Origin of the sequence: Citrobacter sp. BIDMC107 (genome assembly GCF_001037575.1) — a bacterium.
Lineage (GTDB): Bacteria > Pseudomonadota > Gammaproteobacteria > Enterobacterales > Enterobacteriaceae > Citrobacter > Citrobacter freundii.
In genome coordinates this window covers 692,529-717,349 of record NZ_KQ089848.1, presented here as the reverse complement: position 1 = coordinate 717,349, position 24,821 = coordinate 692,529, and the positions used below count along the sequence as shown (strand labels likewise).

Here is a 24,821-nt window from a genome sequence, read left to right as displayed (position 1 = left end):
CCGCAGGCTGTGGTCACTTTCTCCTATTTTAATTCGATAAGCACAGGATAAGCATGCTCGATCCCAATCTGCTGCGTAATGAGCCAGACGCAGTCGCAGAAAAACTGGCAAGCCGGGGCTTTAAGCTGGATGTAGATAAGCTGCGCGCTCTTGAAGAGCGTCGTAAAGTTCTGCAGGTACAAACTGAAAACCTGCAGGCAGAGCGTAACTCTCGATCGAAATCCATCGGCCAGGCAAAAGCGCGCGGGGAAGATATCGAGTCTTTACGTCTGGAAGTGAACAAACTGGGCGAAGAGCTGGATGCCGCGAAAGCTGAACTTGATACCTTACAGGCCGAGATCCGCGATATTGCGCTGACCATTCCTAACCTGCCAGCGGACGAAGTTCCGGTGGGTAAAGATGAAAATGACAACGTCGAAGTCAGCCGCTGGGGTACACCACGTGAGTTTGATTTCGAAGTGCGCGATCACGTTACTCTGGGTGAAATGCACACGGGTCTTGATTTCGCCGCGGCGGTTAAGCTGACTGGCTCTCGTTTCGTTGTTATGAAAGGCCAGATCGCACGCATGCACCGTGCGCTGTCTCAGTTTATGCTGGATCTGCATACCGAACAGCATGGTTACAGCGAAAACTACGTTCCGTATCTGGTTAACCATGACACGCTGTACGGAACAGGCCAACTGCCGAAATTTGCTGGCGATCTGTTCCACACCCGTCCGCTGGATGAAGAAGCTGACAGCAGCAACTATGCGCTGATCCCAACTGCAGAAGTGCCGCTGACCAACCTGGTGCGTGACGAAATCATCGACGAAGATGCGCTGCCGATCAAAATGACTGCGCATACGCCGTGCTTCCGTTCTGAAGCAGGTTCTTACGGTCGTGATACCCGTGGTCTGATCCGTATGCACCAGTTCGATAAAGTTGAGATGGTGCAGATCGTTCGCCCGGAAGATTCGATGGATGCGCTGGAAGAGATGACCGGTCATGCTGAGAAGGTCCTGCAACTGTTGGGTCTGCCGTATCGCAAGATCATCCTGTGCACTGGCGACATGGGCTTCGGCGCATGCAAAACCTACGATCTGGAAGTGTGGATCCCGGCGCAGAACACCTATCGTGAAATCTCCTCTTGCTCCAACGTGTGGGATTTTCAGGCTCGTCGTATGCAGGCGCGTTGCCGCAGTAAATCCGACAAAAAGACCCGTTTAGTACATACGCTGAATGGTTCTGGTCTGGCGGTAGGACGTACGCTGGTTGCGGTAATGGAAAACTATCAGCAGGCTGATGGCCGCATTCAGGTTCCGGAAGTGTTGCGTCCGTACATGAATGGCCTGGAATTCATCGGCTAAGCTACCTTTCCCTGCTAAAAAAGCGCCTCCGGGCGCTTTTTTTATGCCTGTTTGACGCTGGACAATAACATCTACCTCCATAGGAGTAATACTGCCTTCAAATGAAAGTCAGTATTTATCTCTGTCTTTTCGCAAATTCAGTATCTACCAGTCTTTATATCGATAGTAACGTTATATAAAAATCTATACAACGGATATTTGCCTTTTGTTTATTGTGAGCAGCAGAGTGAGCCACTATGAAAACTAAGATCCCCGATGCCATGCTGGCAGCTGAGGTTAGTCGCCGAGGTTTGGTGAAAACGACGGCGATAGGCGGACTGGCGGTGGCCAGTAGCGCGTTTACCCTGCCATTTACCCGTATTGCAAATGCTGCAGAAGCCCTTAATCCAACACAGGCCAGTGAGAAAGTCATCTGGAGCGCGTGTACGGTGAACTGTGGTAGCCGCTGTCCTCTGCGTATGCACGTGGTAGATGGTGAAATAAAGTATGTTGAAACCGACAACACCGGTGATGACAACTACGACGGTTTGCATCAGGTACGCGCCTGTCTGCGAGGTCGCTCCATGCGTCGTCGCGTCTATAATCCCGATCGTCTGAAATACCCGATGAAACGCGTCGGCAAGCGTGGCGAAGGTAAATTTGAGCGTATCAGCTGGGATGAAGCCTACGACATCATTGCCAGCAATATGCAGCGTCTTATCAAAGACTACGGCAACGAGTCTATCTACCTGAACTACGGCACAGGTACGCTGGGCGGCACCCTGACACGCTCCTGGCCACCGGGCAAAACGCTGGTAGCACGTCTGATGAACTGCTGCGGTGGCTACCTGAACCACTACGGTGACTACTCTTCAGCGCAAATCGCTGCCGGGTTGAACTACACCTACGGCGGCTGGGCAGACGGTAACAGCCCGTCAGACATTGAAAACAGCAAGCTGGTGGTTCTGTTCGGGAATAACCCAGGTGAAACCCGTATGAGCGGGGGTGGGGTAACCTATTACCTTGAACAGGCGCGACAGAAATCCAATGCCCGCATGATCATTATCGATCCTCGCTACACGGATACTGGTGCGGGTCGTGAAGATGAGTGGATCCCCATCCGTCCTGGTACGGATGCCGCGCTGGTAAATGGGCTGGCGTATGTTCTGATCACCGAAAACATGGTTGATCAACCGTTCCTTGACAAATATTGCGTAGGTTACGACGAGAAAACCTTACCGGCAGATGCACCGAAAAACGGTCACTATAAGGCGTATATTCTTGGGCAGGGCAAAGACGGTATTGCCAAGACCCCGGAATGGGCAGCGCAAATTACCGGGATTCCTGCTGAACGAATCGTCAAACTGGCACGTGAAATCGGTAGCGCTAAACCGGCATACATCAGCCAGGGGTGGGGACCGCAGCGTCATGCTAATGGTGAAATAGCGACCCGCGCCATTTCTATGCTGGCTATTCTGACCGGTAACGTTGGGATTAACGGCGGCAACAGCGGGGCGCGTGAGGGCTCATACAGTTTGCCGTTTGAACGTATGCCTACGCTGGAAAACCCTGTAGAAACCAGTATCTCGATGTTTATGTGGACGGACGCCATTGAGCGAGGTCCGGAGATGACGGCGCTGCGTGACGGTGTTCGTGGTAAAGATAAACTCGATGTTCCGATTAAGATGATCTGGAACTATGCGGGTAACTGCCTGATTAACCAGCACTCCGACATCAACCGCACACACGAAATCCTACAGGATGATAAGAAGTGCGAGATGATCGTTGTCATCGACTGCCATATGACCTCCTCGGCGAAATACGCGGATATTTTGCTGCCGGACTGTACCGCTTCGGAGCAGATGGACTTCGCACTGGATGCCTCCTGCGGGAATATGTCGTATGTGATTTTCACCGATCAGGCGATCAAACCACGCTTCGAATGCAAGACTATCTACCAGATGACCAGCGAGCTTGCGAAACGCCTTGGCGTTGAGCAGCAGTTTACAGAAGGTCGCACTCAGGAAGAGTGGATGCGTCATCTGTACGAGCAGTCGCGCAAAGCGATTCCTGAACTGCCAACGTTTGAAGAATTCCGCAAGCAGGGGATCTTTAAACAGCGCGACCCACAAGGGCATCACGTGGCGTACAAGGCGTTCCGTGAGGATCCTGACGCCAATCCGCTGACTACTCCGTCAGGTAAGATCGAAATTTATTCGCAGCAACTTGCCGAGATCGCGGCGACCTGGGAACTGCCGGAAGGTGATGTGATTGATCCACTGCCGATTTATACCCCAGGATTTGAAAGCCTGAACGATCCGCTGGTGGAGAAATTCCCTCTGCAACTGACCGGTTTCCATTACAAGTCTCGTGTCCACTCGACCTATGGCAACGTGGATGTTCTGAAAGCATCCTGCCGTCAGGAAATGTGGATCAACCCGATGGATGCGCAGAGACGCGGCATTAACAACGGCGACAAGGTGCGCATCTTTAACGATCGTGGTGAAGTGCACATCGAGGCTAAAGTAACGCCGCGTATGATGCCTGGCGTGGTGGCACTAGGCGAAGGGGCGTGGTATGACCCGGACGCAAAACGCGTGGACCAGGGCGGTTGTATTAACGTCCTGACGACCCAGCGTCCGTCTCCTCTCGCGAAGGGGAACCCATCACACACGAACCTTGTTCAGGTTGAAAAGGTGTAAGGAGTAACCGATGACAACCCAGTATGGATTTTTTATTGATTCCAGCCGTTGCACCGGTTGCAAAACCTGCGAACTGGCCTGCAAAGACTTCAAAAATTTAACCCCGGAAGTCAGCTTCCGCCGCATTTATGAATACGCGGGCGGTGACTGGCAGTAGGATAACGGCGTCTGGCATCAGAACGTCTTTGCCTATTACCTCTCCATTGCGTGTAACCACTGCGAAGACCCAGCCTGTACCAAGGTGTGTCCGAGTGGCGCCATGCACAAACGTGAAGATGGCTTTGTCGTTGTCGATGAGGATGTGTGCATTGGCTGTCGGTATTGCCACATGGCCTGTCCTTACGGCGCGCCGCAGTACAATGCTGAAAAAGGGCATATGACTAAATGCGATGGCTGCCATGAGCGCGTCGCTGAAGGTAAGAAACCTATCTGCGTCGAGTCCTGTCCACTGCGTGCGCTGGATTTTGGCCCAATTGATGAACTGCGCAAAAAACACGGTGCTTTGGCTGCGGTTGCACCACTACCGGGCGCGCACTTTACCAAACCGAGTATTGTCATCAAACCTAACGCCAATAGCCGCCCGACCGGGGATACCACAGGTTATCTGGCCAATCCGAAGGAGGTGTAAGATGGGAAGTGGATGGCATGAATGGCCGCTGATGATCTTCACGGTCTTCGGACAGTGTGTGGTTGGTGGCTTTATCGTTCTGGCGCTGGCGTTGATGAAAGGTGACTTACGTCCAGAATCGCAGCAGCGCGTGATTGCCTGCATGTTTGGGCTGTGGGTATTAATGGGCATTGGCTTCATTGCTTCTATGCTCCACCTGGGCTCACCGATGCGCGCCTTTAACTCGCTCAATCGCGTAGGGTCTTCGGCGTTGAGTAACGAAATTGCCAGCGGTTCAATCTTCTTTGCCGTTGGTGGTATCGGCTGGCTGCTGGCCACGTTGAAAAAAATGTCGCCCGCATTACGCAATCTGTGGTTAGTTGTCACCATGGTGCTGGGTGTGATTTTTGTCTGGATGATGGTACGAGTTTATAACACCATTGATACTGTGCCGACCTGGTACAGCGTCTGGACTCCGCTGGGCTTCTTCCTGACGATGTTTATGGGCGGTCCGCTGCTGGGGTATCTGTTACTGAGAATTGCTGGCGTGGATGGTTGGGCGATGCGCCTGCTGCCGGCAATTTCAGTGCTTGCTCTGGTCGTAATCGCCATCATGTCTGTCATGCAGGGGGCTGAACTGGCGACGATCCACAGTTCTGTTCAACAGGCTTCTGCGCTGGTTCCGGATTACGGCTCGCTGATGGCGTGGCGGATTGTGGCGCTGGCATTAGCGTTGTGCTGCTGGATTGTACCGCAAGTGAAGGGCTACCAGCCTGCTGTTCCGCTGCTTTCCGTGGCGTTTATTTTGCTGTTAGTCGGCGAGCTGATTGGTCGTGGCGTGTTCTACGGGCTGCATATGACAGTCGGTATGGCGGTGGCGAGTTAATCCAAACTATGCCGGATGGCGGTTTGCGTCTTATCAGGCCTACAGATCTGTAGGTCTTAAAGCTGCGCGTCATCAGGCAATATGCCAGGCCAGGGCTTTCGCCCTGGTTTTACTTCTGCTTAGTTAACGTGTCGTAGCTGGTCATCAGATTGCGGTAGTCCGGAATGTGATTCGAGAACAGCGTTGCCAGACCTTCGATATCGTTGCGCCAGTCGCGGTGCAGCTCGCACGCTACTCCGAACCATGTCATCAACTGAGCGCCTGCTTGAGACATCCGATCCCAAGCTGAATGACGGGTAATTTCATTAAATGTGCCTGAAGCATCGGTTACCACAAAGACGTCAAAGCCTTCTTCAATAGCTGAGAGCGCAGGGAAGGCGACGCAAACTTCCGTCACGACACCAGCGATAATCAGCTGCTTTTTGCCGGTCGCTTTCACTGCCTTCACGAAATCTTCGTTATCCCATGCGTTAATGTTTCCTGGGCGAGCAATATAGGGCGCATCGGGAAATTGCGCTTTCAGTTCCGGTACCAGCGGCCCGTTTGGTCCTGTCTCAAAACTGGTTGTCAGAATGGTTGGGAGGTTGAAGTATTTTGCTAAGTCACCCAGGGCTAGCACGTTGTTTTTAAATTTATCGGGATCGATATCCCGAACCAGAGAGAGCAGGCCTGCCTGATGGTCGACCAGCAGTACTGCCGCATTATCTTTATCAAGTCTTACGTAAGGTTTAGTCATGATATTTCTCCTGTTCAGCTCAGTGGGGGAAATTTGATGAGTTTAAGTCTACGAAAAGAACGATATCTGGAGTAGATGCCTAAATAAGAACTCACTGTTCTATTTTGAAGACAATGCAGCTCAGCATCCCGCATTGAGTTTAGTAAGAAATAAAAGTAAGGGTAATCCATGAAATTTTTCGACTGAACGTAACGCGAGATTTTTGTTTTAGATCAATAAAAACAAGCAGATGTGATTTTGTATTTTTTATCTATTCACATTAAGAATCAGTAATGCAAATCGATCGACCAGAAAGCGCCTCAGCCCTCTGATTACGCCGATTGACAATGTTTTTAGCAGTGGCATGATGCGCATGAAATTTGAACTTCCTCACGGTTTTTATTCATGTCCACCTATACCCGTCCCGTCATGCTATTGCTGTGCGGGCTACTTCTGTTGACCCTGGCGATCGCCGTGTTAAACACGCTCGTCCCGCTTTGGCTCGCCCATGAAAATCTGCCCACCTGGCAGGTAGGCGTGGTGAGCTCGTCCTACTTTACCGGTAATCTGGTAGGGACGTTGTTGACAGGGTATTTAATAAAACACCTTGGTTTTAACCGCAGCTATTATATCGCCTCGCTTATTTTTGCCGCGGGCTGTGTCGGGCTGGGGATTATGGTGGGATTCTGGAGCTGGATGACCTGGCGTTTTATCGCTGGTGTTGGCTGCGCCATGATTTGGGTGGTGGTGGAAAGCGCGCTGATGTGCAGCGGGACTTCGCGTAATCGCGGACGTTTGCTTGCCGCCTATATGATGATCTATTACGTGGGGACGTTTTTAGGCCAACTGCTGGTGAGTAAAGTATCCACGGAATTGATGAATGTCCTGCCGTGGGTGACGGGTACTATCCTGGCGGGTGTTTTGCCACTGCTGTTTACGCGCATTGCCAATCAGCAGGGTGATGAGCAGCAGTCTACGCCTATTGTTTCCATGCTGAAACTCCGCCAGGCGCGTCTGGGCGTGAATGGCTGTATTATTTCCGGGATTGTGCTGGGGTCTTTGTATGGCCTGATGCCGCTGTATCTCAATCATCAGGGGGTGAGTAACGCCAGCATTGGTTTCTGGATGGCGGTCCTGGTAAGTGCAGGTATTCTGGGGCAATGGCCGATTGGCCGTCTGGCGGACAAGCTGGGACGTCTGTTGGTTTTACGCGTCCAGGTCTTCGTGGTGATCGTCGGGAGTATCGCCATGCTGAATCAGGCGGCGATGGCGCCAGCGTTGTTTATGTTGGGTGCGGCAGGCTTTACCCTCTACCCGGTCGCGATGGCCTGGGCCTGTGAAAAGGTGGAGCATCATCAGCTGGTCGCCATGAATCAGGCATTGTTATTGAGCTATACCGTGGGCAGTCTGCTGGGTCCTTCATTTACAGCGATGCTGATGCAGAATTATTCAGATAGCTTGCTGTTTATCATGATCGCCAGCGTATCGTTTATTTATTTACTGATGCTGTTGCGTAAAACGGGCCATACACCCAATTCTATTGCGCACATTTGACCTGATTTAACAGCATATGAACAGGTTCCCATACATACTGTTTATGTATGCTTTATGGGAACCTGCATTATTTAATCACACACTTCTTTCCTGAAAATAAAGTGTGCAGAAGGTTATAGTTTTACATCCTGCCGTTTCCGCTCGCTCATTTTACCGCGCATAATCCCACGCCTCATTTATTTATAATCATAAAGCTTCCACGAAGGATTGCGTATGGCTGGTGTGCAGGAAAAACAATTGCGATGGTACAACATTGCATTGATGTCTTTTATTACCGTTTGGGGTTTTGGCAACGTCGTTAACAACTATGCCAATCAGGGATTAGTTGTTGTCTCCTCTTGGATCTTTATTTTCGCGCTCTATTTTATACCTTATGCGTTGATCGTCGGGCAGCTTGGCTCAACTTTTAAAGAGGGTAAAGGCGGCGTCAGTACCTGGATTAAACATACCATGGGGCCAGGGCTGGCTTATCTTGCTGCATGGACCTATTGGGTTGTGCATATTCCTTATCTGGCGCAAAAACCGCAGGCTATTCTGATTGCGCTGGGATGGGCGCTGAAGGGCGATGGTTCGTTGATTAAAGAGTACACCGTCGTGGCGTTGCAGGGGCTGACACTGGCGCTGTTTGTCTTTTTCATGTGGGTTGCGTCCCGTGGCATGAAGTCGCTGAAAATTGTTGGGTCAGTTGCAGGCATCGCGATGTTTGTGATGTCCATTTTGTATGTCGTGATGGCGGTAACTGCGCCTGCAATTACGGATGTGCAGATAGCGACAACTAATATCACCTGGGAATCGTTTATCCCGCACATTGATTTTACCTACATTACCACGATCTCCATGCTGGTCTTTGCCGTGGGCGGCGCGGAGAAAATTTCGCCATACGTTAATCAGACACGTAATCCGGGCAAAGAATTTCCGAAAGGGATGCTCGTTCTGGCTGTTATGGTGGCGGTATGTGCGATTCTCGGATCGCTGGCTATGGGAATGATGTTTGACTCCCGGCATATTCCAGATGATCTGATGACGAATGGTCAATATTACGCCTTCCAGAAACTGGGTGAGTATTATGGTATGGGTAATTCGCTGATGGTTATTTACGCGATTGCCAATACGCTGGGACAGATTGCGGCATTGGTATTTTCTATTGATGCACCGCTTAAAGTTCTGCTGGGTGATGCTGATCGTAAATATATTCCCGAGAGCCTGTGTAAAACCAACGCTTCCGGTACGCCGGTAAATGGTTATATTCTGACGCTGGTGCTGGTAGCGATTCTGATTATGTTGCCAACACTGGGAATTGGCGACATGAACAATCTGTATAAATGGCTATTGAATCTTAACTCTGTCGTGATGCCATTGCGTTATTTATGGGTGTTTGTGGCATTCATTGCCGTTATTCGTCTGTCGCAAAAATATAAATCAGAATATGTCTTTATTCGCAACCGATCGCTTGCGATGACCGTGGGGATCTGGTGCTTTGCCTTTACCGCATTTGCCTGTCTGACCGGGATTTTCCCGAAAATGGAAGCCTTCACCCCTGAGTGGACATTCCAGCTCACGCTGAATATTGTGACGCCATTTGTGCTGGTTGGACTGGGATTGATTTTCCCGTTACTGGCGAGAAGAGGGCGTTAAGGCAGAGTCAGGTGGGTAACGTATCTGTTACCCACCATAAAACTCAATACATCACTTTATGTCCATATTGCTCGAGAATACCCTTCACGCGCTCCATGGTCTCTTTCTTCGGCGGTTTGACGCCATCCAGTTTGTACTCTTCGCCCATTGCCACCCATTTGTGTTTGCCTAGCTCGTGGTAAGGCAGCAGCTCGATTTTTTCAACGTTGCCCATATCGCGGGTAAATTCGCCAAGGCGGTGTGCGGAGTCGTCATCGTCAGACCAGCCAGGTACGACAACATAGCGGATCCACACTTTGATGTCTTTGTTGGACAGGTAACGCGCGAACTCGAGTGTACGATGGTTAGACACACCCACCAGATTCTGATGGATTTCATCGTTCATTTGTTTGAGATCGAGCATGACCAGGTCGGTGACTTCCAGCAACTCATCGATCACCGGATCGTAGCGGCGAACAAAACCGTTAGTATCCAGACAAGTATGAATACCTTCTTTTTTACAGGCCCGGAACCAGTCACGTACGAATTCAGCTTGCAAGATAGCTTCGCCGCCAGACGCTGTCACGCCGCCTCCGGAGGCGTTCATAAAGTGGCGGTAGGTCACCACCTCTTTCATTAATTCGTCAACGGTAACTTCTTTACCGCCGTGCGTATCCCACGTGTCGCGGTTATGGCAATACAGGCAGCGCATCAGGCAGCCCTGAAAGAAGGTAATAAAACGGATGCCCGGGCCATCAACAGTGCCACAGGATTCAAAGGAGTGAATGCGACCAATAACTGACATTGCGGTGTTTCTCCAGGTGTGGCCCATCCGGGGCCAGTGTTAGTGCACAGTTATTAACTGTGTCGAGTCTGTTTTGGCTGCTATCCATAAGTATAGATGGCTGACAAAGCAGGCTATTAAAAAGGCCCCACTTACGTGGAGCCTTTATTGTACGCTTTTTAAAGTACGATTTCAGTCAAAACCAATTACATGGTCTGAGTGAAGGTACGAGTGATAACGTCCTGCTGCTGTTCTTTAGTCAGGGAGTTAAAACGTACTGCGTAGCCAGAAACGCGGATGGTCAGCTGCGGATATTTTTCCGGATGTTCCATCGCATCCAGCAGCATTTCACGGTTCATGACGTTCACGTTCAGGTGCTGACCACCTTCGATGGACGCTTCGTGGTGGAAGTAACCATCCATCAGACCCGCCAGGTTGGTCTTACGAACTTCGTCGTCTTTACCCAGAGCGTTCGGAACGATAGAGAAGGTGTAAGAGATACCATCTTTAGCGTAAGCAAACGGCAGTTTAGCAACGGAGGTCAGAGAGGCAACAGCACCTTTCTGGTCACGGCCGTGCATTGGGTTAGCACCCGGTCCGAACGGCGCGCCAGCACGACGACCATCTGGGGTGTTACCAGTTTTCTTACCATAAACCACGTTAGAGGTGATGGTCAGAACAGACTGAGTCGGGATAGCGTTACGATAAGTAGTCAGTTTCTGAATTTTCTTCATGAAACGTTCTACCAGGTCAACCGCCATGTCATCAACGCGAGAGTCGTTGTTACCAAACTGCGGGTATTCGCCTTCGATTTCGAAGTCGATAGCCAGACCGTCTTCGTCACGAATCGGTTTAACTTTCGCATATTTGATTGCAGACAGGGAGTCAGCAGCAACGGACAGACCAGCGATACCACACGCCATGGTGCGGATAACGTCACGGTCGTGCAGCGCCATCAGAGAGGCTTCGTAGCTGTACTTGTCGTGCATGTAGTGGATAACGTTCAGTGCAGTGACGTACTGTTTAGCCAGCCAATCCATGAAGTGATCCATGCGGTCCATAACTTCGTCGAAGTTCAGAACGTCGCCTTTGATCGGTTCAGATTTAGGACCAACCTGCATTTTCAGTTTTTCATCAACGCCACCGTTGATTGCGTACAGCATGGTTTTCGCCAGGTTTGCACGCGCACCGAAGAACTGCATTTGTTTACCAACAACCATCGGGCTTACGCAGCAAGCGATAGCGTAGTCGTCGTTGTTGAAGTCCGGACGCATCAGGTCATCGTTCTCGTACTGCAGAGAAGAGGTGTCGATGGACACTTTAGCGGCGAATTTCTTGAAGTTCAGAGGCAGTTTTTCAGACCACAGAACAGTGATGTTCGGCTCCGGAGAAGGCCCCATGGTGTACAGGGTGTTCAGGAAGCGGAAGCTGTTTTTGGTAACCAGAGTACGGCCATCAACGCCCATACCACCGATAGATTCAGTTGCCCAAATCGGGTCACCGGAGAACAGTTCATCATATTCAGGAGTACGCAGGAAGCGAACCATACGCAGTTTCATGACCAGGTGGTCGATCATTTCCTGTGCGTCTTGCTCGGTGATTTTGCCTGCTTTCAGGTCACGTTCGATGTAAGCATCCAGGAAGGTGGATACGCGACCGAAGGACATTGCTGCACCGTTCTGAGATTTAACAGCGGCCAGGTAGCCGAAGTAAGTCCACTGGATAGCTTCCTGAGCGTTGGTAGCCGGACCAGAGATATCGCAGCCATATTTAGCAGCCATTTCTTTGATCTGACCCAGAGCGCGGTGCTGTTCAGCAATCTCTTCACGCAGACGGATAGTTGCTTCCAGGTTTACGCCGTTTTCCAGATCGGACTGCAGAGAGACGAACTGAGCGTATTTGTCTTTCATCAGGTAGTCGATACCGTACAGCGCAACGCGACGGTAGTCACCGATGATACGGCCACGGCCATACGCATCTGGCAGACCAGTCAGAACACCGGATTTACGGCAGTTCAGAATGTCTTTGGTGTAAACATCGAATACGCCCTGGTTGTGGGTTTTGCGGTATTCGGTGAAGATTTTTTTCAGCATCGGGTCCAGTTCGCGATTGTACGCTTTGCAGGAACCTTCAACCATTTTGATGCCGCCAAACGGAATGATCGCACGTTTCAGCGGAGCTTCAGTCTGCAGACCAACAATCTTCTCGAGCGCTTTGTTGATGTAGCCAGCGTCGTGAGAAGTGATGGTAGAAGCAACGGAGGTGTCAAAGTCAACAGGCGCGTGAGTGCGGTTTTCCTGTTTAACGCCTTCCATCACGCTGTCCCACAGTGCAGTGGTCGCATCAGTTGCGCCAGCCAGGAAGGACTCGTCACCCTCATATGGAGTGTAGTTTTTCTGAATGAAGTCACGTACGTTTACTTCATTCTGCCAGTCACCTTTGGTAAAACCTTCCCAGGCTGTGGCTAACTTTTCATTAAGCTCGGACATGTAACACCTACCTTCTTAAGTGGATTTTTTATTTACTGCGTGTAATGGGCATCATCAGATTAATGATGATCGTTACCACGCAGATAAATGACCCAGTATGTCAACCCGACCAACAAACCGCCGCCGATAATGTTACCGATCGTAACCGGAATCAGGTTATCGGTGATGAAATTCATCACGGTCAGGTGAGAAAAATTCTCCGGAGAAGACCCAACTGCGGTCCAGAATTCCGGGGTGGCGAAATCGCGTATTACAATACCCATAGGGATCATAAACATGTTTGCGATACTGTGCTCAAAACCGCTGGCAACAAACATTGCGACCGGTAATACCATGATAAACGCTTTGTCCATTAGGCTGCGGCCCGAGTAGCTCATCCATACGGCCAGACACACCATCAGGTTAGCCAGGATGCCAAGACTTACCGCCTCAACAAAAGTATGGTGCACTTTGTGGTCGGCTGTTTGTAGGACGTTGAGCCCCCACGCGCCGTTGGCGGTCATGTATTCGCCGGAAAGCCACATCAATAGCACGAAGAGCAAGCAACCCACCAGGTTACCGACATAAACGTTAAGCCAGTTTTTAGCCAATTGGCCCCAGGTAATACGACCACTGGCTTTTGCTACGACAATCAATACGGTTGAGGTGAAGAGGTCTGCGCCGCAGACAACACAAAGAATCAGCCCCAGGGAAAAGCAGATACCACCTACTAATTTTGCCATGCCGAAAGGCATAGTTCCGGTACCGGTTGTGGCGGTGATATAGAAAACAAAGGCAATTGAAATGAATACACCGGCAGTAATTGCCAGATAGAACGTCTTAAGCGGATGTTTCGTTGCTTTATAGACGCCTGCTTCTTCGGCAACTTTGGCCATTGCAGCAGGTAGAATAAGATCAAAAGGGTTGTCAGCTTTCACACTAACTCTCTCTTTATTAAGTCGGCGACGAGATACTAACAAAGCATTATAGATGAGAATTTGATATAGATCATATCTCGCCTGGCTTATAGGCCCGCAAGACGCATGGTTTTTATGCGATTACGGAGTAACTTGTTGATTATCCATATAAAAATAAATTTTAAAAATTATAAAGTGAGTTGAATTTTTTCTTTTTGTCTCCTGTCAGACGGTTAATTAAAATGGAGTAATTGAGATAAAAAACCACATTAATATGCTAATTTTTTTAATATCAACTACTAATATTTAACCTTGTTTTTACATTTATTTTCCGATTTGACCAAAATAAAAAAACAGGGCGCTTAAAGCGCCCCGTAATATATCCCAGACAATACTTTTAGCCTACTTAGCGCAGGCTGACTGTCATTATTTTGACCAATGTGCCGCTTTCGCGCGCTGCAGTTTTTCATAGGCTTTCAGCAGAGACTGATGCGCCGGGAAAGCTTGCAGATCGTTATCAACGGTTTGCAACCCGTAGAATGGCGCTTCGCCACTCAATGCCGCACTTGCCGCTTCAACCGCCTCTGCGCCGTACATGCGGACAAATGCGTTCAGATATTGCAGCGGCTGACGGTCCTCTTCCTGAGACAGCAGCAACAATGTTTGCAGGCAGCGATAGTAGTTTGCACGTTCCGCGCTAAAGACGGAGGCGTTAAATTCCATCGTCCATTCTGTCCACACCAGCGCCTGCTCCAGATCGCCACCGGCCAGCGCCAGCATCACTTTAAGCTCGCCAATACGCAGGGTGTACCAACCGTTATCCGCACCGGTCGCCAGACCGAGTAGCTCGCGTACGCGGGTGAAGTCGTCAAACCCTTCTTCATCCAGTTGTTCGATCAGATTGAGATAGTCTTCTTTATCCCATTCGCTGCCCGGCAGAGAGAGAATGGTGTCACGCAGATGGGCGCCCATAGCGTTGTTAGCTAACCACAGATCTTCTGCCGGATAGATGTCAGACATTCCCGGCACAATAATGCGGCACGCGTAAACGCTCAGGTGCTCATAGTCAGCGATATACACTTCTTTATCTTCAGCATTGAAGATGGCCATCAGAGTGGCGAACTCTTCTTCCGTGGTGCCAGAGAAATTCCAGTCAACGAACGGATAGTCGGCATCCTGCTTGAACAGATCCCATGAGATCAAACCGCTGGAATCGATGAAGTGAGTTTCAAGGTTGGTATGTTCTGCCACTTCCTCATCGTCGAAGGTCGGTGGGGTGAAGACATCAAGATCTTTCAGACCACGGCCCTGCAGCAGTTCAGTGACGGTACGCTCCAGCGCCACGCCGAAATCCGGGTGTGCGCCGAAGGAAGCGAAGCAGGTACCGTTGGTCGGGTTGAACAGGACAACGCAAATCACCGGATACTTGCCGCCCAGCGAGCCATCGTAGGCGAAAATTGGGAAACCTTCCGCTTCCAGTGTGGCGATGGACTCCACCACTGCCGGATAGCGCGCCATCACCTCGGCCGGGATTTCCGGCAGGCTGATGCTTTCGGCGATAATACGGTTCTTCACATGACGTTCAAAGACTTCAGACAGGCCCTGAACGCGCGCTTCGTTAGGCGTGTTACCCGCGGACATGCCGTTAGAAACATACAGGTTGCCGATAATATTCATCGGAATATAGACAGTCTGGTTATCCGACTGACGGGTAAACGGCAGGCCGCAGACGCCACGTTCTTCATTACCAGACTGCAGATCGATAAGCATGCTGCCAGTCAGTTCGTTATCTGGATCGTAAAACGCACGCAGACGTGCATCCAGTAAACCTTCTGGTACATCGTCTTCTTCTGTCAGCGGGAACCATTTTTCGTTCGGATAATGCACGAACGGGCCATTGGCGATAGTTTCGCCCAACCAGAAATCCGCAAAGAAATAGTTAGTCGACAGACGCTCAAAATATTCGCCCAGCGCGGAAGCCAACGCCGCTTTTTTCGTCGCGCCTTTACCGTTGGTGAAGCACAGCGCGCATTCTTTGTCGCGAATATGTACAGACCAGACGTTAGGGACGGGATTCAACCACGAGGCTTCTTCAATTTGAAAACCGAGGTCGAGCAATTTTTGCTGGAAGCGAGCGATGGAGTCTTCCAGAGCGGCATCTTTGCCGGGGATAAATGTTTGCGTCATGAAAATCACTTTTGTCGTACGGAAAGCGCGCAATGATACGGGTTTTCAATGAACGGCGCTATCGCCGCCGGAGCTCAGGCGTAAATAAAAGCATTGGCTATGCTTTCTTACAGCCAACTACGTTTAGAGCATATTAATGAAAGCTTTCGATTTGCACCGTATGGCGCTTGATAAGGTGCCCATGGATTTTCTGGGGGAAGTTGCGTTACGCAGCCTCTACACCTTTATATTGGTTTTTCTGTTTTTAAAAATCACCGGACGTCGCGGCGTACGCCAGATGTCGCTTTTTGAAGTGCTGATCATCCTTACGCTGGGTTCTGCAGCGGGAGACGTGGCATTCTATGACGATGTCCCGATGCTGCCAGTGCTGGTGGTTTTTATTACTCTTGCTGTGCTGTATCGGTTGGTGATGTGGCTAATGGCGCATAGTGAAAAAATGGAGGACCTGCTGGAGGGCAAACCCGTCGTGATCATTGAAGACGGCGAGCTGGCATGGTCAAAGCTCAATAGTGCCAATATGACGGAATTTGAATTCTTTATGGAACTGCGTTTGAACGGCGTGGAGCAATTGGGACAGGTGAAACTGGCTATTCTGGAGACGAATGGACAAATCAGCGTCTACTTCTTTGCCGATGAAGACGTAAAGCCGGGGCTCAGTATTTTACCTAAGCACTGTACGCAACGATTTAAAGTAATGCCTGAAGCAGGAGACTATGCCTGTATACGTTGTAGCGAAGTGGTGCAAATGAACGCCGGAGATCATCAATTATGTCCACGCTGTGCAAATCCAGAATGGTCGAAGGCCAGTCGGGCAAAACGGGTTACCTGACAGCAAAAATCTCGGTTTTTACCCGTCAATCCGATAGATTCTGTTGTGTGACCAATGACACATTTTTACCCTGGTCAGTTTTACCCATTGCGGCGCGTGTCACTGAATGATAAAACCGATATCCACAGGAATAACTTATACCAATGTCTGTCACCGGATTATCGTCAATGACAGGATGTTGATTGGACAACAACACAACGTGGTGAGGGGAAATGGCTCAGGTCTTTAATTTTAGTTCAGGTCCGGCAATGCTACCGGCAGAAGTACTTAAACTGGCTCAACAGGATCTTCGCGACTGGAACGGTCTTGGCACGTCGGTGATGGAAATTAGCCACCGTGGCAAAGAATTCATCCAGGTCGCCGAGGAAGCGGAGCAGGATTTTCGCGATCTTCTTAGCATCCCCTCCAACTATAAAGTGTTGTTCTGCCATGGCGGTGGTCGTGGGCAGTTCGCGGGTATCCCGTTAAATATTCTGGGTGATAAAACCACCGCGGATTACGTCGATGCCGGTTATTGGGCCGCCAGTGCAATTAAAGAAGCGAAAAAATACTGCACACCAAACGTTATTGATGCCAAAGTCACCGTGGACGGCCTGCGTGCTGTTAAGCCGATGAGTGAATGGCAGCTTTCTGATAACGCGGCGTACCTGCACTATTGTCCGAACGAAACTATCGATGGCATTGCGATCGATGAAACGCCGAATTTTGCCAGCAACGTTGTGGTCACGGCGGATCTGTCCTCTACCATTCTTTCCGCACCGCTTGACGTTAGCCGTTATGGCGTAATTTATGCCGGTGCACAGAAAAACATCGGCCCGGCCGGCCTGACGATTGTCATCGTCCGTGAAGATTTGCTGGGTAAAGCTCATGTATCATGCCCGTCAATCCTCGACTATACCGTGCTGAATGACAACGATTCCATGTTCAATACGCCGCCAACCTTTGCCTGGTATCTGTCTGGCCTGGTCTTTAAATGGCTGAAAAAGCAGGGCGGTGTTAATGCAATGGATAAGATTAACCAGCAAAAAGCGGAACTGCTGTACGGCGTAATTGATAACAGCGATTTCTACCGTAACGATGTGGCGAAATCCAACCGTTCACGCATGAACGTACCGTTCCAGCTGGCTGACAGCGCACTGGATAAACTGTTCCTGGAAGAGTCTTTTGCTGCGGGCCTGCATGCGCTGAAAGGGCATCGTGTGGTCGGCGGTATGCGTGCGTCCATCTACAATGCAATGCCGCTTGAAGGTGTAAAAGCACTGACCGATTTCATGGTCGATTTTGAACGCCGTCGCGGCTAATCTGCTGTACTTTTCATCCCCACAGCCCGTCTGTGGGGTTTTTATGTCTGTTTTTGAGAGTCGAGTTTCATGGAATCCCTGACGTTACAACCCATTGCGCGGGTGGATGGCACAATCAATCTGCCTGGATCCAAAAGTGTTTCTAACCGCGCTTTGCTGCTGGCCGCATTAGCCAATGGCACCACTGTCCTGACCAACCTGCTGGACAGCGATGATGTTCGCCATATGCTTAATGCTCTGAATGTGTTAGGGATTAGCTATACCCTTTCTGCTGATCGTACCCGCTGCGAGATTATTGGCAATGGTGGTGCATTACATGCGCAAGGCTCAGTGGAACTGTTCCTTGGTAATGCCGGAACCGCAATGCGCCCGCTGGCCGCAGCGCTATGTCTGGGCAGCAATGACATCGTGCTGACGGGCGAACCGCGCATGAAAGAGCGCCCGATTGGTCATCTGGTTGATGCGCTGCGCCAGGGCGGAGCCAAAATTGACTATCTGGAGCAGGAAAACTATCCACCTTTACGTCTGCGCGGTGGCTTTACCGGTGGCCAGGTTGAGGTAGACGGTAGCGTTTCCAGCCAGTTCCTCACTGCGCTGCTGATGACTGCGCCGCTTGCGCCGCAGGATACGACGATTGCAATTAAAGGTGACCTGGTATCCAAACCTTACATTGATATCACACTGAACCTGATGAAAACGTTTGGTGTTGAAATTGAAAATCAAAACTACCAGCGCTTTGTCGTGAAGGGGCAGCAGCAGTACCAGTCACCGGGTGCATACCTGGTTGAAGGCGATGCTTCTTCCGCTTCCTATTTCCTCGCGGCGGGTGCCATTAAAGGCGGTACGGTAAAAGTTACCGGGATTGGCCGTAACAGCATGCAGGGTGATATTCGTTTTGCCGATGTACTGGAAAAAATGGGTGCTACCATTACATGGGGCGACGATTTTATTGCCTGTACTCGCGGCGAGTTGAACGCAGTGGATATGGATATGAACCATATTCCTGATGCGGCGATGACCATTGCAACGGCGGCGCTGTTTGCGAAAGGCACCACAACATTACGTAATATCTACAACTGGCGCGTCAAAGAGACCGATCGTCTGTTCGCGATGGCGACGGAGTTACGCAAAGTGGGCGCGGAAGTGGAAGAGGGGCATGACTTTATCCGCATCACCCCGCCTGCAACATTGCAATTTGCGGACATCGCGACCTACAACGATCACCGCATGGCGATGTGTTTCTCGCTGGTGGCGCTGTCTGACACGCCTGTGACCATTCTTGATCCAAAATGTACCGCCAAAACTTTCCCGGATTATTTCGAACAGCTGGCGCGTATTAGTACTCCTGCCTGATTTCATTGCCGCACTTTCGGGTGCGGCACATTCTGACATCTCCGATTGCCTATTTATTCTACACTCAGCTTCAATGATTCTGCATTTTTCACACAAAGATAACGATCATTAGCGTTGGCGCGTATAATGCGCGGCGTTCACGTTAATGTACGTCCGTTTAAGGAGAAAAAGATGACGGCAATTGCCCCGGTTATTACCATTGATGGCCCAAGCGGTGCAGGAAAAGGCACCTTGTGCAAGGCAATGGCGGAAGCATTGCAGTGGCATCTGTTAGATTCAGGCGCGATCTACCGCGTACTGGCGCTCGCAGCGTTACATCACCATGTTGATGTCACTTCTGAAGATGCTCTGGTACCGCTTGCCTCACACCTGGATGTGCGTTTTATCTCAACAGACGGCAACCTTGAAGTCATTCTTGAAGGTGAGGATGTCAGCGGTGAAATCCGTACCCAGGAAGTGGCGAATGCCGCCTCTCAGGTCGCGGCGTTTCCTCGCGTGCGTGAAGCGCTTTTACGTCGTCAACGCGCATTTCGCGAAACCCCAGGTCTGATTGCTGATGGACGTGATATGGGGACCGTGGTGTTCCCGGATGCGCCGGTGAAAATTTTTCTGGACGCCTCCTCGCAAGAACGTGCGCATAGACGTATGCTACAGTTGCAGGAGAAGGGCTTTAGTGTTAACTTTGAACGCCTTTTGGCCGAGATCGAAGAACGCGATTATCGCGATCGTAACCGTGCTGTAGCGCCGCTGGTTCCTGCTGCTGATGCTTTAGTTTTGGATTCAACCCGATTAAGCATTGAGCAAGTGATTGAAAAAGCGTTACAATACGCGCGCCAAAAACTGGCTCTCGCTTAAGTGCGACCGAATTTGCAGTACCCCCGTTGCAATGGATTGACAGCGGGTATGTTAAACAACCCCATCCGGCATGGAGCCAGGTGGACGTTAAATATGAAACCTGAAGATTAAACATGACTGAATCTTTTGCTCAACTGTTTGAAGAATCCTTAAAAGAAATCGAAACCCGTCCGGGTTCCATCGTTCGTGGTGTTGTTGTTGCTATCGACAAAGACGTAGTACTGGTTGACGCTGGTCTGAAATCTGAGTCCGCCATTCCGGCAGAGCAGTTCAAAAACGCCCAGGGCGAGCTGGAAATCCAGGTTGGTGACGAAGTTGACGTTGCTCTGGATGCAGTAGAAGACGGCTTCGGTGAAACCCTGCTGTCCCGTGAAAAAGCTAAACGTCACGAAGCTTGGATCACGCTGGAAAAAGCTTACGAAGAAGCTGCAACCGTTACTGGTGTTATCAATGGCAAAGTCAAGGGTGGCTTCACTGTTGAGCTGAATGGTATTCGCGCGTTCCTGCCGGGTTCCCTGGTAGACGTTCGTCCGGTCCGCGACACGCTGCACCTGGAAGGCAAAGAGCTTGAATTCAAAGTAATCAAGCTGGATCAGAAGCGTAACAACGTTGTTGTTTCCCGTCGTGCCGTTATCGAATCCGAAAACAGCGCAGAACGCGATCAGCTGCTGGAAAACCTGCAGGAAGGCATGGAAGTTAAAGGTATCGTTAAGAACCTCACTGACTACGGTGCATTCGTTGATCTGGGTGGCGTTGACGGCCTGCTGCACATCACCGACATGGCATGGAAACGCGTTAAGCATCCGAGCGAAATCGTAAACGTTGGCGACGAAATCACTGTTAAAGTGCTGAAGTTCGACCGCGAGCGTACTCGTGTATCTCTGGGCCTGAAACAGCTGGGCGAAGATCCATGGGTAGCTATCGCTAAGCGTTATCCAGAAGGTACCAAACTGACTGGTCGCGTGACCAACCTGACCGACTACGGCTGCTTCGTTGAAATCGAAGAAGGCGTTGAAGGCCTGGTTCACGTTTCCGAAATGGATTGGACCAACAAAAACATCCACCCGTCCAAAGTTGTTAACGTTGGCGACGTAGTGGAAGTTATGGTTCTGGATATCGACGAAGAACGTCGTCGTATCTCCCTGGGTCTGAAGCAGTGCAAAAACAACCCATGGCAGCAGTTCGCGGAAACCCACAACAAGGGCGACCGTGTTGAAGGTAAAATCAAGTCTATCACTGACTTCGGTATCTTCATCGGCCTGGACGGCGGCATCGACGGCCTGGTTCACCTGTCTGACATCTCCTGGAACGTTGCAGGCGAAGAAGCAGTTCGTGAATACAAAAAAGGCGACGAAATCGCAGCAGTTGTTCTGCAGGTTGACGCAGAGCGTGAGCGTATCTCTCTGGGCGTTAAACAGCTCGCAGAAGATCCGTTCAACAACTGGGTTGCACTGAACAAGAAAGGCGCAATCGTAAACGGTAAAGTCACTGCAGTTGACGCTAAAGGCGCAACCGTAGAACTGGCTGACGGCGTTGAAGGTTACCTGCGCGCTTCTGAAGCTTCACGTGACCGCGTTGAAGATGCAACTCTGGTTCTGAGCGTAGGCGACGACGTTGAAGCTAAATTCACCGGCGTTGATCGTAAGAACCGTGCAATCAGCCTGTCTGTTCGTGCTAAAGACGAAGCTGATGAGAAAGATGCAATCGCAACTGTTAACAAACAGGAAGATGCTAACTTCTCTAACAACGCAATGGCTGAAGCTTTCAAAGCAGCTAAAGGCGAGTAATATCGAGTGCTCTAAATCCTTTGTGCTGTTAACGGCACAAAGGATGACGAGTAGCTTGACAGATTACAGGATTCGTCCTGTAATCAATGACAAAGGGCGGCTACGGCCGCCCTTAATCAATGCAGCAGCTAATTATGCCTTTAAGGAACCGGAGGAATCATGACCAAGTCAGAATTGATTGAAAGACTTGCAACCCAGCAACCTCATATTCCCGCGAAAGCGGTTGAAGATGCAGTTAAAGAGATGCTGGAACATATGGCCTCGACTCTTGCGCAGGGCGAGCGTATTGAAATCCGCGGTTTCGGCAGCTTCTCTTTGCATTACCGCGCACCACGCACCGGACGTAATCCGAAGACCGGCGATAAAGTGGATCTGGAAGGGAAATACGTTCCGCACTTTAAACCAGGTAAAGAACTGCGCGACCGCGCCAATATTTACGGTTAAGTTTTTAGCGAGACTTAACGCCGAGAAAAGCACCCACATGGGTGCTTTTTTCATTTCTGTGCGCCTATCCTGGAATCCTCATCCCAGTTAATTTGTACGTTACAACCCCCACTAAATGTCTGCGGAACTCAGGTCGTATAACGATAAATTGATGCCAGACAATCGTCGAAGAGTACTGCACACTCCCTGTAACAGGGAGGTTATTGATGAAAATAACAACGGTGAGTACGTGTGCATTATTCGGCATTCTCCCACTCATGCTATTACCTACGCTGCCAGGCATGTTGTGTATCAGCATTGTATTTTGTCTGGCATGTCTGCTCTGTTTTCTCTCCCACAAATATATACGTTCCGCCGGACTAACCCTGCTGTTTTTTCTTTGGGGAATCCTGGCTGCGAAAGAGGCTCTGTGGGCCGGTAATACGCTGCCTGAGAAAAACCAGCAAGCCATTGTGCGGATAACCGGAACTGACAATATGACAACGCACTACGGCCAAATCACTCACCTTCAGGGGAGACGAATCTTTCCTGCACAAGGAATCGTCTTGTACGGACAGTATTTACCCGGTGATGTTTGTGCGGGTCAGACATGGGCGATGACGTTGAAAGTCCGCGCCGTACACGGTCAATTAAACGAAGGCGGATTTGATAGCCAGCGTTACGCATTGGCGCAGCATCAACCGTTGACGGGGCGATTCTTACAGGCTTCGGTTATCACACCACAATGCAGTTTGCGTTCGCGATTTCTCGACTCGTTGAAAACGGTACTCGCCGATTATCCCTGGCAGCAGGTCATACTGGGTCTGGGAATGGGTGAGCGCTTGTCCGTGTCACAAGAGGTGAAAACGATTATGCGTGATACCGGCACGGCTCATTTGATGGCTATCTCCGGGCTGCATATTGCGTTTGCTGCACTTCTGGCTGGCGGAATAATTCGCGCGGGACAATTTTTTATGCCCGCCAGATGGATTTGCTGGCAGGTTCCATTAGTGGGTGGGATTGTCTGCGCCACATTATATGCCTGGCTGACAGGGCTGCAACCCCCGGCATTACGAACGGTTGTTGCGCTGCTAGTCTGGGGGGCGCTAAGACTTAGCAGCAGGCAGTGGAGCGGATGGTCGGTATGGATCTGCTGTCTGGCAGCCATTCTGGTGGTGGATCCTGTTGCCGTTCTTTCGCAAAGTCTATGGTTGTCTGCATCCGCCGTTGCGGCACTGCTGTTCTGGTACCAATGGGTACCGCTCCCGGACTGGCCGCTGTCGCGTGCTGGTCGTCAATTTCTGGCGCTGGCTCATCTGCAATTGGGTATTACGCTTCTGCTTCTTCCCGTACAAATCGCAATGTTTCACGGTTTTAGTCTGACCTCGTTTCCGGCTAATTTGTTTGCCGTCCCTTTGGTCACGTTTGTTTCCGTACCCTTGATATTAGCAGGCATGATCGTGCATTTAGCCGGACTGGTGATGATTGAATCGAATCTGTGGTATTTAGCGGATCGCTCTCTGGCGCTACTATTTTGGGGGCTCAGGAGCCTGCCTGAAGGGTGGATCAATATTGATGCACGCTGGCAATGGCTCGCATTTTTACCCGGAATGATGATTATCGCATGGCGACTAAATATCTTGCTTACGCTACCGGTGGTCTGTTTCTCTGCGCTACTTTTGCTGAGTGGGCCGCTTTGGCGTGCACCGCGTACAGATGTGTGGCAAGTGCATATGCTGGATGTCGGGCAGGGGTTGGCGATGGTGATTGTGCGTAATGGAAAAGCGCTGCTTTACGATACCGGTCTGGCATGGCCTGAAGGCGATAGCGCGCAACAGCTGATTATTCCCTGGTTGCGTTGGCATAATCTGGAGCCGGAAGGGGTCATTTTAAGCCATGAACATATGGATCACCGGGGCGGGTTGCACTCCTTACAACAAGCCTGGCCATCACTATGGATAAGAAGTCCGCTAGGCTGGAAAGGACACCTCCCGTGTTTTCGCGGAGAACGTTGGCAATGGCAAGGGTTAACCTTCAGTGCGCACTGGCCTGTGCTTGGAAATACAGGGCAGGGAAATAACCACTCCTGCGTGGTTAAAGTTGATGATGGGTATCAGAGTGTTCTGCTGACCGGCGATATTGAGTCTCCCGCTGAACAAAAAATGCTAAGTCACTACTGGCAGCATCTGCAGTCTACGGTGATGCAGGTTCCGCATCATGGCAGCAATACTTCATCATCACTGGCACTCATTCAGAGAGTTGACGGGCAGGCCGCACTAGCCTCTGCATCCCGTTACAACGCCTGGCGTCTGCCATCCTGGAAAGTGAAGCAACGTTATCGGAAACAAAATTATCAATGGCTGGATACACCACATCAGGGGCAGATTACGCTGGATTTTTACCAAAAAAACTGGCGAATACACAGCTTGCGGGATCAGATTTTACCTCGTTGGTATCATCAGTGGTTTGGCGTGTCGGAGGATAACGGGTAGAATATGCGGCTATTCTAACAAA

Annotated in this window: 17 protein-coding genes and 1 pseudogene; 13 read left to right on the top strand and 5 right to left on the bottom strand. The window is 50.5% G+C overall.

Features of this window, described 5'->3' with window-relative positions; translation table 11 throughout:
* The first annotated feature begins 53 nt into the window (after positions 1-53).
* From serS to SK39_RS03465, 4 genes and pseudogenes are all read left to right on the top strand, one after another.
* A complete protein-coding gene (serS, locus tag SK39_RS03480; RefSeq protein WP_003836908.1) occupies positions 54-1,346 on the top strand; it encodes a serine--tRNA ligase in 1,293 nt (430 codons plus the stop codon).
* Positions 1,347-1,582: 236 nt separating this feature from the next.
* Positions 1,583-4,027, top strand: coding sequence for a dimethylsulfoxide reductase subunit A (gene dmsA / locus SK39_RS03475; protein ID WP_032948932.1), 2,445 nt, complete (start codon positions 1,583-1,585; stop codon positions 4,025-4,027).
* Positions 4,028-4,037: 10 nt separating this feature from the next.
* Positions 4,038-4,655 (top strand): annotated as a pseudogene (locus SK39_RS03470) (DMSO/selenate family reductase complex B subunit).
* 1 nt (position 4,656) lies between these two features.
* A complete protein-coding gene (locus SK39_RS03465; RefSeq protein WP_046671306.1) occupies positions 4,657-5,520 on the top strand; it encodes a dimethyl sulfoxide reductase anchor subunit family protein in 864 nt (287 codons plus the stop codon).
* A gap of 109 nt (positions 5,521-5,629) precedes the next feature.
* Here the strand turns inward: SK39_RS03465 and ycaC are convergent, their stop codons facing one another.
* The gene (ycaC, locus tag SK39_RS03460; RefSeq protein ID WP_003035746.1) at positions 5,630-6,256 is read right to left on the bottom strand and encodes an isochorismate family cysteine hydrolase YcaC; all 627 of its coding nucleotides are present in this window, start codon (positions 6,254-6,256) and stop codon (positions 5,630-5,632) included.
* A 384-nt stretch (positions 6,257-6,640) separates the two neighbouring features.
* On the opposite strand from ycaC, the gene SK39_RS03455 reads away from it, so the two are divergent.
* Together SK39_RS03455 and SK39_RS03450 are read left to right on the top strand one after the other, a co-directional pair.
* Complete coding sequence (locus SK39_RS03455) at positions 6,641-7,789, top strand: MFS transporter (RefSeq protein ID WP_003836902.1); 1,149 nt, start codon at positions 6,641-6,643, stop codon at positions 7,787-7,789.
* Positions 7,790-8,002: 213 nt separating this feature from the next.
* Positions 8,003-9,424 carry an amino acid permease gene (locus SK39_RS03450; RefSeq protein WP_032936350.1) on the top strand — a complete coding sequence of 474 codons (1,422 nt, stop codon included), beginning with the start codon at positions 8,003-8,005 and terminating at the stop codon, positions 9,422-9,424.
* Positions 9,425-9,467: 43 nt separating this feature from the next.
* On the opposite strand, the gene pflA is transcribed toward SK39_RS03450, so the two are convergent.
* From pflA to ycaO, 4 genes are all read right to left on the bottom strand, one after another.
* Complete coding sequence (pflA, locus tag SK39_RS03445) at positions 9,468-10,208, bottom strand: pyruvate formate lyase 1-activating protein (protein WP_003035751.1); 741 nt, start codon at positions 10,206-10,208, stop codon at positions 9,468-9,470.
* Positions 10,209-10,393: 185 nt separating this feature from the next.
* Positions 10,394-12,676 (bottom strand): formate C-acetyltransferase, encoded by a 2,283-nt coding sequence (pflB, locus tag SK39_RS03440; RefSeq protein ID WP_003035753.1) that lies wholly within the window; start codon positions 12,674-12,676, stop codon positions 10,394-10,396.
* A 59-nt stretch (positions 12,677-12,735) separates the two neighbouring features.
* Positions 12,736-13,593: a formate transporter FocA gene (gene focA, locus SK39_RS03435; RefSeq protein WP_003035756.1), complete on the bottom strand. Its 858-nt coding sequence runs from the start codon at positions 13,591-13,593 to the stop codon at positions 12,736-12,738.
* Positions 13,594-13,998: 405 nt separating this feature from the next.
* Entirely contained in the window at positions 13,999-15,759 is a 1,761-nt protein-coding gene (ycaO, locus tag SK39_RS03430) for a 30S ribosomal protein S12 methylthiotransferase accessory factor YcaO (RefSeq protein ID WP_016149860.1), read from the bottom strand.
* 136 nt (positions 15,760-15,895) lie between these two features.
* Between ycaO and SK39_RS03425 the strand changes: the two genes are divergently transcribed.
* From SK39_RS03425 to SK39_RS03395, 7 genes are all read left to right on the top strand, one after another.
* Positions 15,896-16,588, top strand: a complete 693-nt coding sequence (locus SK39_RS03425; protein ID WP_003847009.1) for a DUF421 domain-containing protein — start codon at positions 15,896-15,898, stop codon at positions 16,586-16,588.
* Between the two features lie 212 nt (positions 16,589-16,800).
* On the top strand, positions 16,801-17,889 hold the full coding sequence (gene serC / locus SK39_RS03420; protein WP_003847007.1) for a 3-phosphoserine/phosphohydroxythreonine transaminase: 1,089 nt from the start codon (positions 16,801-16,803) through the stop codon (positions 17,887-17,889).
* A 69-nt stretch (positions 17,890-17,958) separates the two neighbouring features.
* Positions 17,959-19,242 carry a 3-phosphoshikimate 1-carboxyvinyltransferase gene (gene aroA, locus SK39_RS03415; RefSeq protein WP_016149864.1) on the top strand — a complete coding sequence of 428 codons (1,284 nt, stop codon included), beginning with the start codon at positions 17,959-17,961 and terminating at the stop codon, positions 19,240-19,242.
* A 171-nt stretch (positions 19,243-19,413) separates the two neighbouring features.
* On the top strand, positions 19,414-20,097 hold the full coding sequence (cmk, locus tag SK39_RS03410) for a (d)CMP kinase (RefSeq protein WP_003035772.1): 684 nt from the start codon (positions 19,414-19,416) through the stop codon (positions 20,095-20,097).
* A gap of 113 nt (positions 20,098-20,210) precedes the next feature.
* The gene (gene rpsA, locus SK39_RS03405) at positions 20,211-21,884 is read left to right on the top strand and encodes a 30S ribosomal protein S1 (protein WP_003035776.1); all 1,674 of its coding nucleotides are present in this window, start codon (positions 20,211-20,213) and stop codon (positions 21,882-21,884) included.
* 159 nt (positions 21,885-22,043) lie between these two features.
* Complete coding sequence (ihfB, locus tag SK39_RS03400; RefSeq protein WP_003035780.1) at positions 22,044-22,328, top strand: integration host factor subunit beta; 285 nt, start codon at positions 22,044-22,046, stop codon at positions 22,326-22,328.
* Between the two features lie 206 nt (positions 22,329-22,534).
* Positions 22,535-24,799: a ComEC family protein gene (locus SK39_RS03395; protein ID WP_048216652.1), complete on the top strand. Its 2,265-nt coding sequence runs from the start codon at positions 22,535-22,537 to the stop codon at positions 24,797-24,799.
* Positions 24,800-24,821 lie beyond the last annotated feature (22 nt).

Excerpts from the sequence above, each read along its gene's own strand:
- pflA (WP_003035751.1), bottom strand. The coding sequence starts at position 10,208 with ATGTCAGTTATTGGTCGCATTCACTCCTTTGAATCCTGTGGCACTGTT.
- ycaO (WP_016149860.1), bottom strand. The coding sequence starts at position 15,759 with ATGACGCAAACATTTATCCCCGGCAAAGATGCCGCTCTGGAAGACTCC.
- serS (WP_003836908.1), top strand. The coding sequence starts at position 54 with ATGCTCGATCCCAATCTGCTGCGTAATGAGCCAGACGCAGTCGCAGAA.
- aroA (WP_016149864.1), top strand. The coding sequence starts at position 17,959 with ATGGAATCCCTGACGTTACAACCCATTGCGCGGGTGGATGGCACAATC.
- pflB (WP_003035753.1), bottom strand. The coding sequence starts at position 12,676 with ATGTCCGAGCTTAATGAAAAGTTAGCCACAGCCTGGGAAGGTTTTACC.
- SK39_RS03395 (WP_048216652.1), top strand. The coding sequence starts at position 22,535 with ATGAAAATAACAACGGTGAGTACGTGTGCATTATTCGGCATTCTCCCA.
- SK39_RS03465 (WP_046671306.1), top strand. The coding sequence starts at position 4,657 with ATGGGAAGTGGATGGCATGAATGGCCGCTGATGATCTTCACGGTCTTC.
- dmsA (WP_032948932.1), top strand. The coding sequence starts at position 1,583 with ATGAAAACTAAGATCCCCGATGCCATGCTGGCAGCTGAGGTTAGTCGC.
- serC (WP_003847007.1), top strand. The coding sequence starts at position 16,801 with ATGGCTCAGGTCTTTAATTTTAGTTCAGGTCCGGCAATGCTACCGGCA.
- SK39_RS03455 (WP_003836902.1), top strand. The coding sequence starts at position 6,641 with ATGTCCACCTATACCCGTCCCGTCATGCTATTGCTGTGCGGGCTACTT.
- rpsA (WP_003035776.1), top strand. The coding sequence starts at position 20,211 with ATGACTGAATCTTTTGCTCAACTGTTTGAAGAATCCTTAAAAGAAATC.
- ihfB (WP_003035780.1), top strand. The coding sequence starts at position 22,044 with ATGACCAAGTCAGAATTGATTGAAAGACTTGCAACCCAGCAACCTCAT.
- SK39_RS03450 (WP_032936350.1), top strand. The coding sequence starts at position 8,003 with ATGGCTGGTGTGCAGGAAAAACAATTGCGATGGTACAACATTGCATTG.
- ycaC (WP_003035746.1), bottom strand. The coding sequence starts at position 6,256 with ATGACTAAACCTTACGTAAGACTTGATAAAGATAATGCGGCAGTACTG.
- SK39_RS03425 (WP_003847009.1), top strand. The coding sequence starts at position 15,896 with ATGAAAGCTTTCGATTTGCACCGTATGGCGCTTGATAAGGTGCCCATG.
- cmk (WP_003035772.1), top strand. The coding sequence starts at position 19,414 with ATGACGGCAATTGCCCCGGTTATTACCATTGATGGCCCAAGCGGTGCA.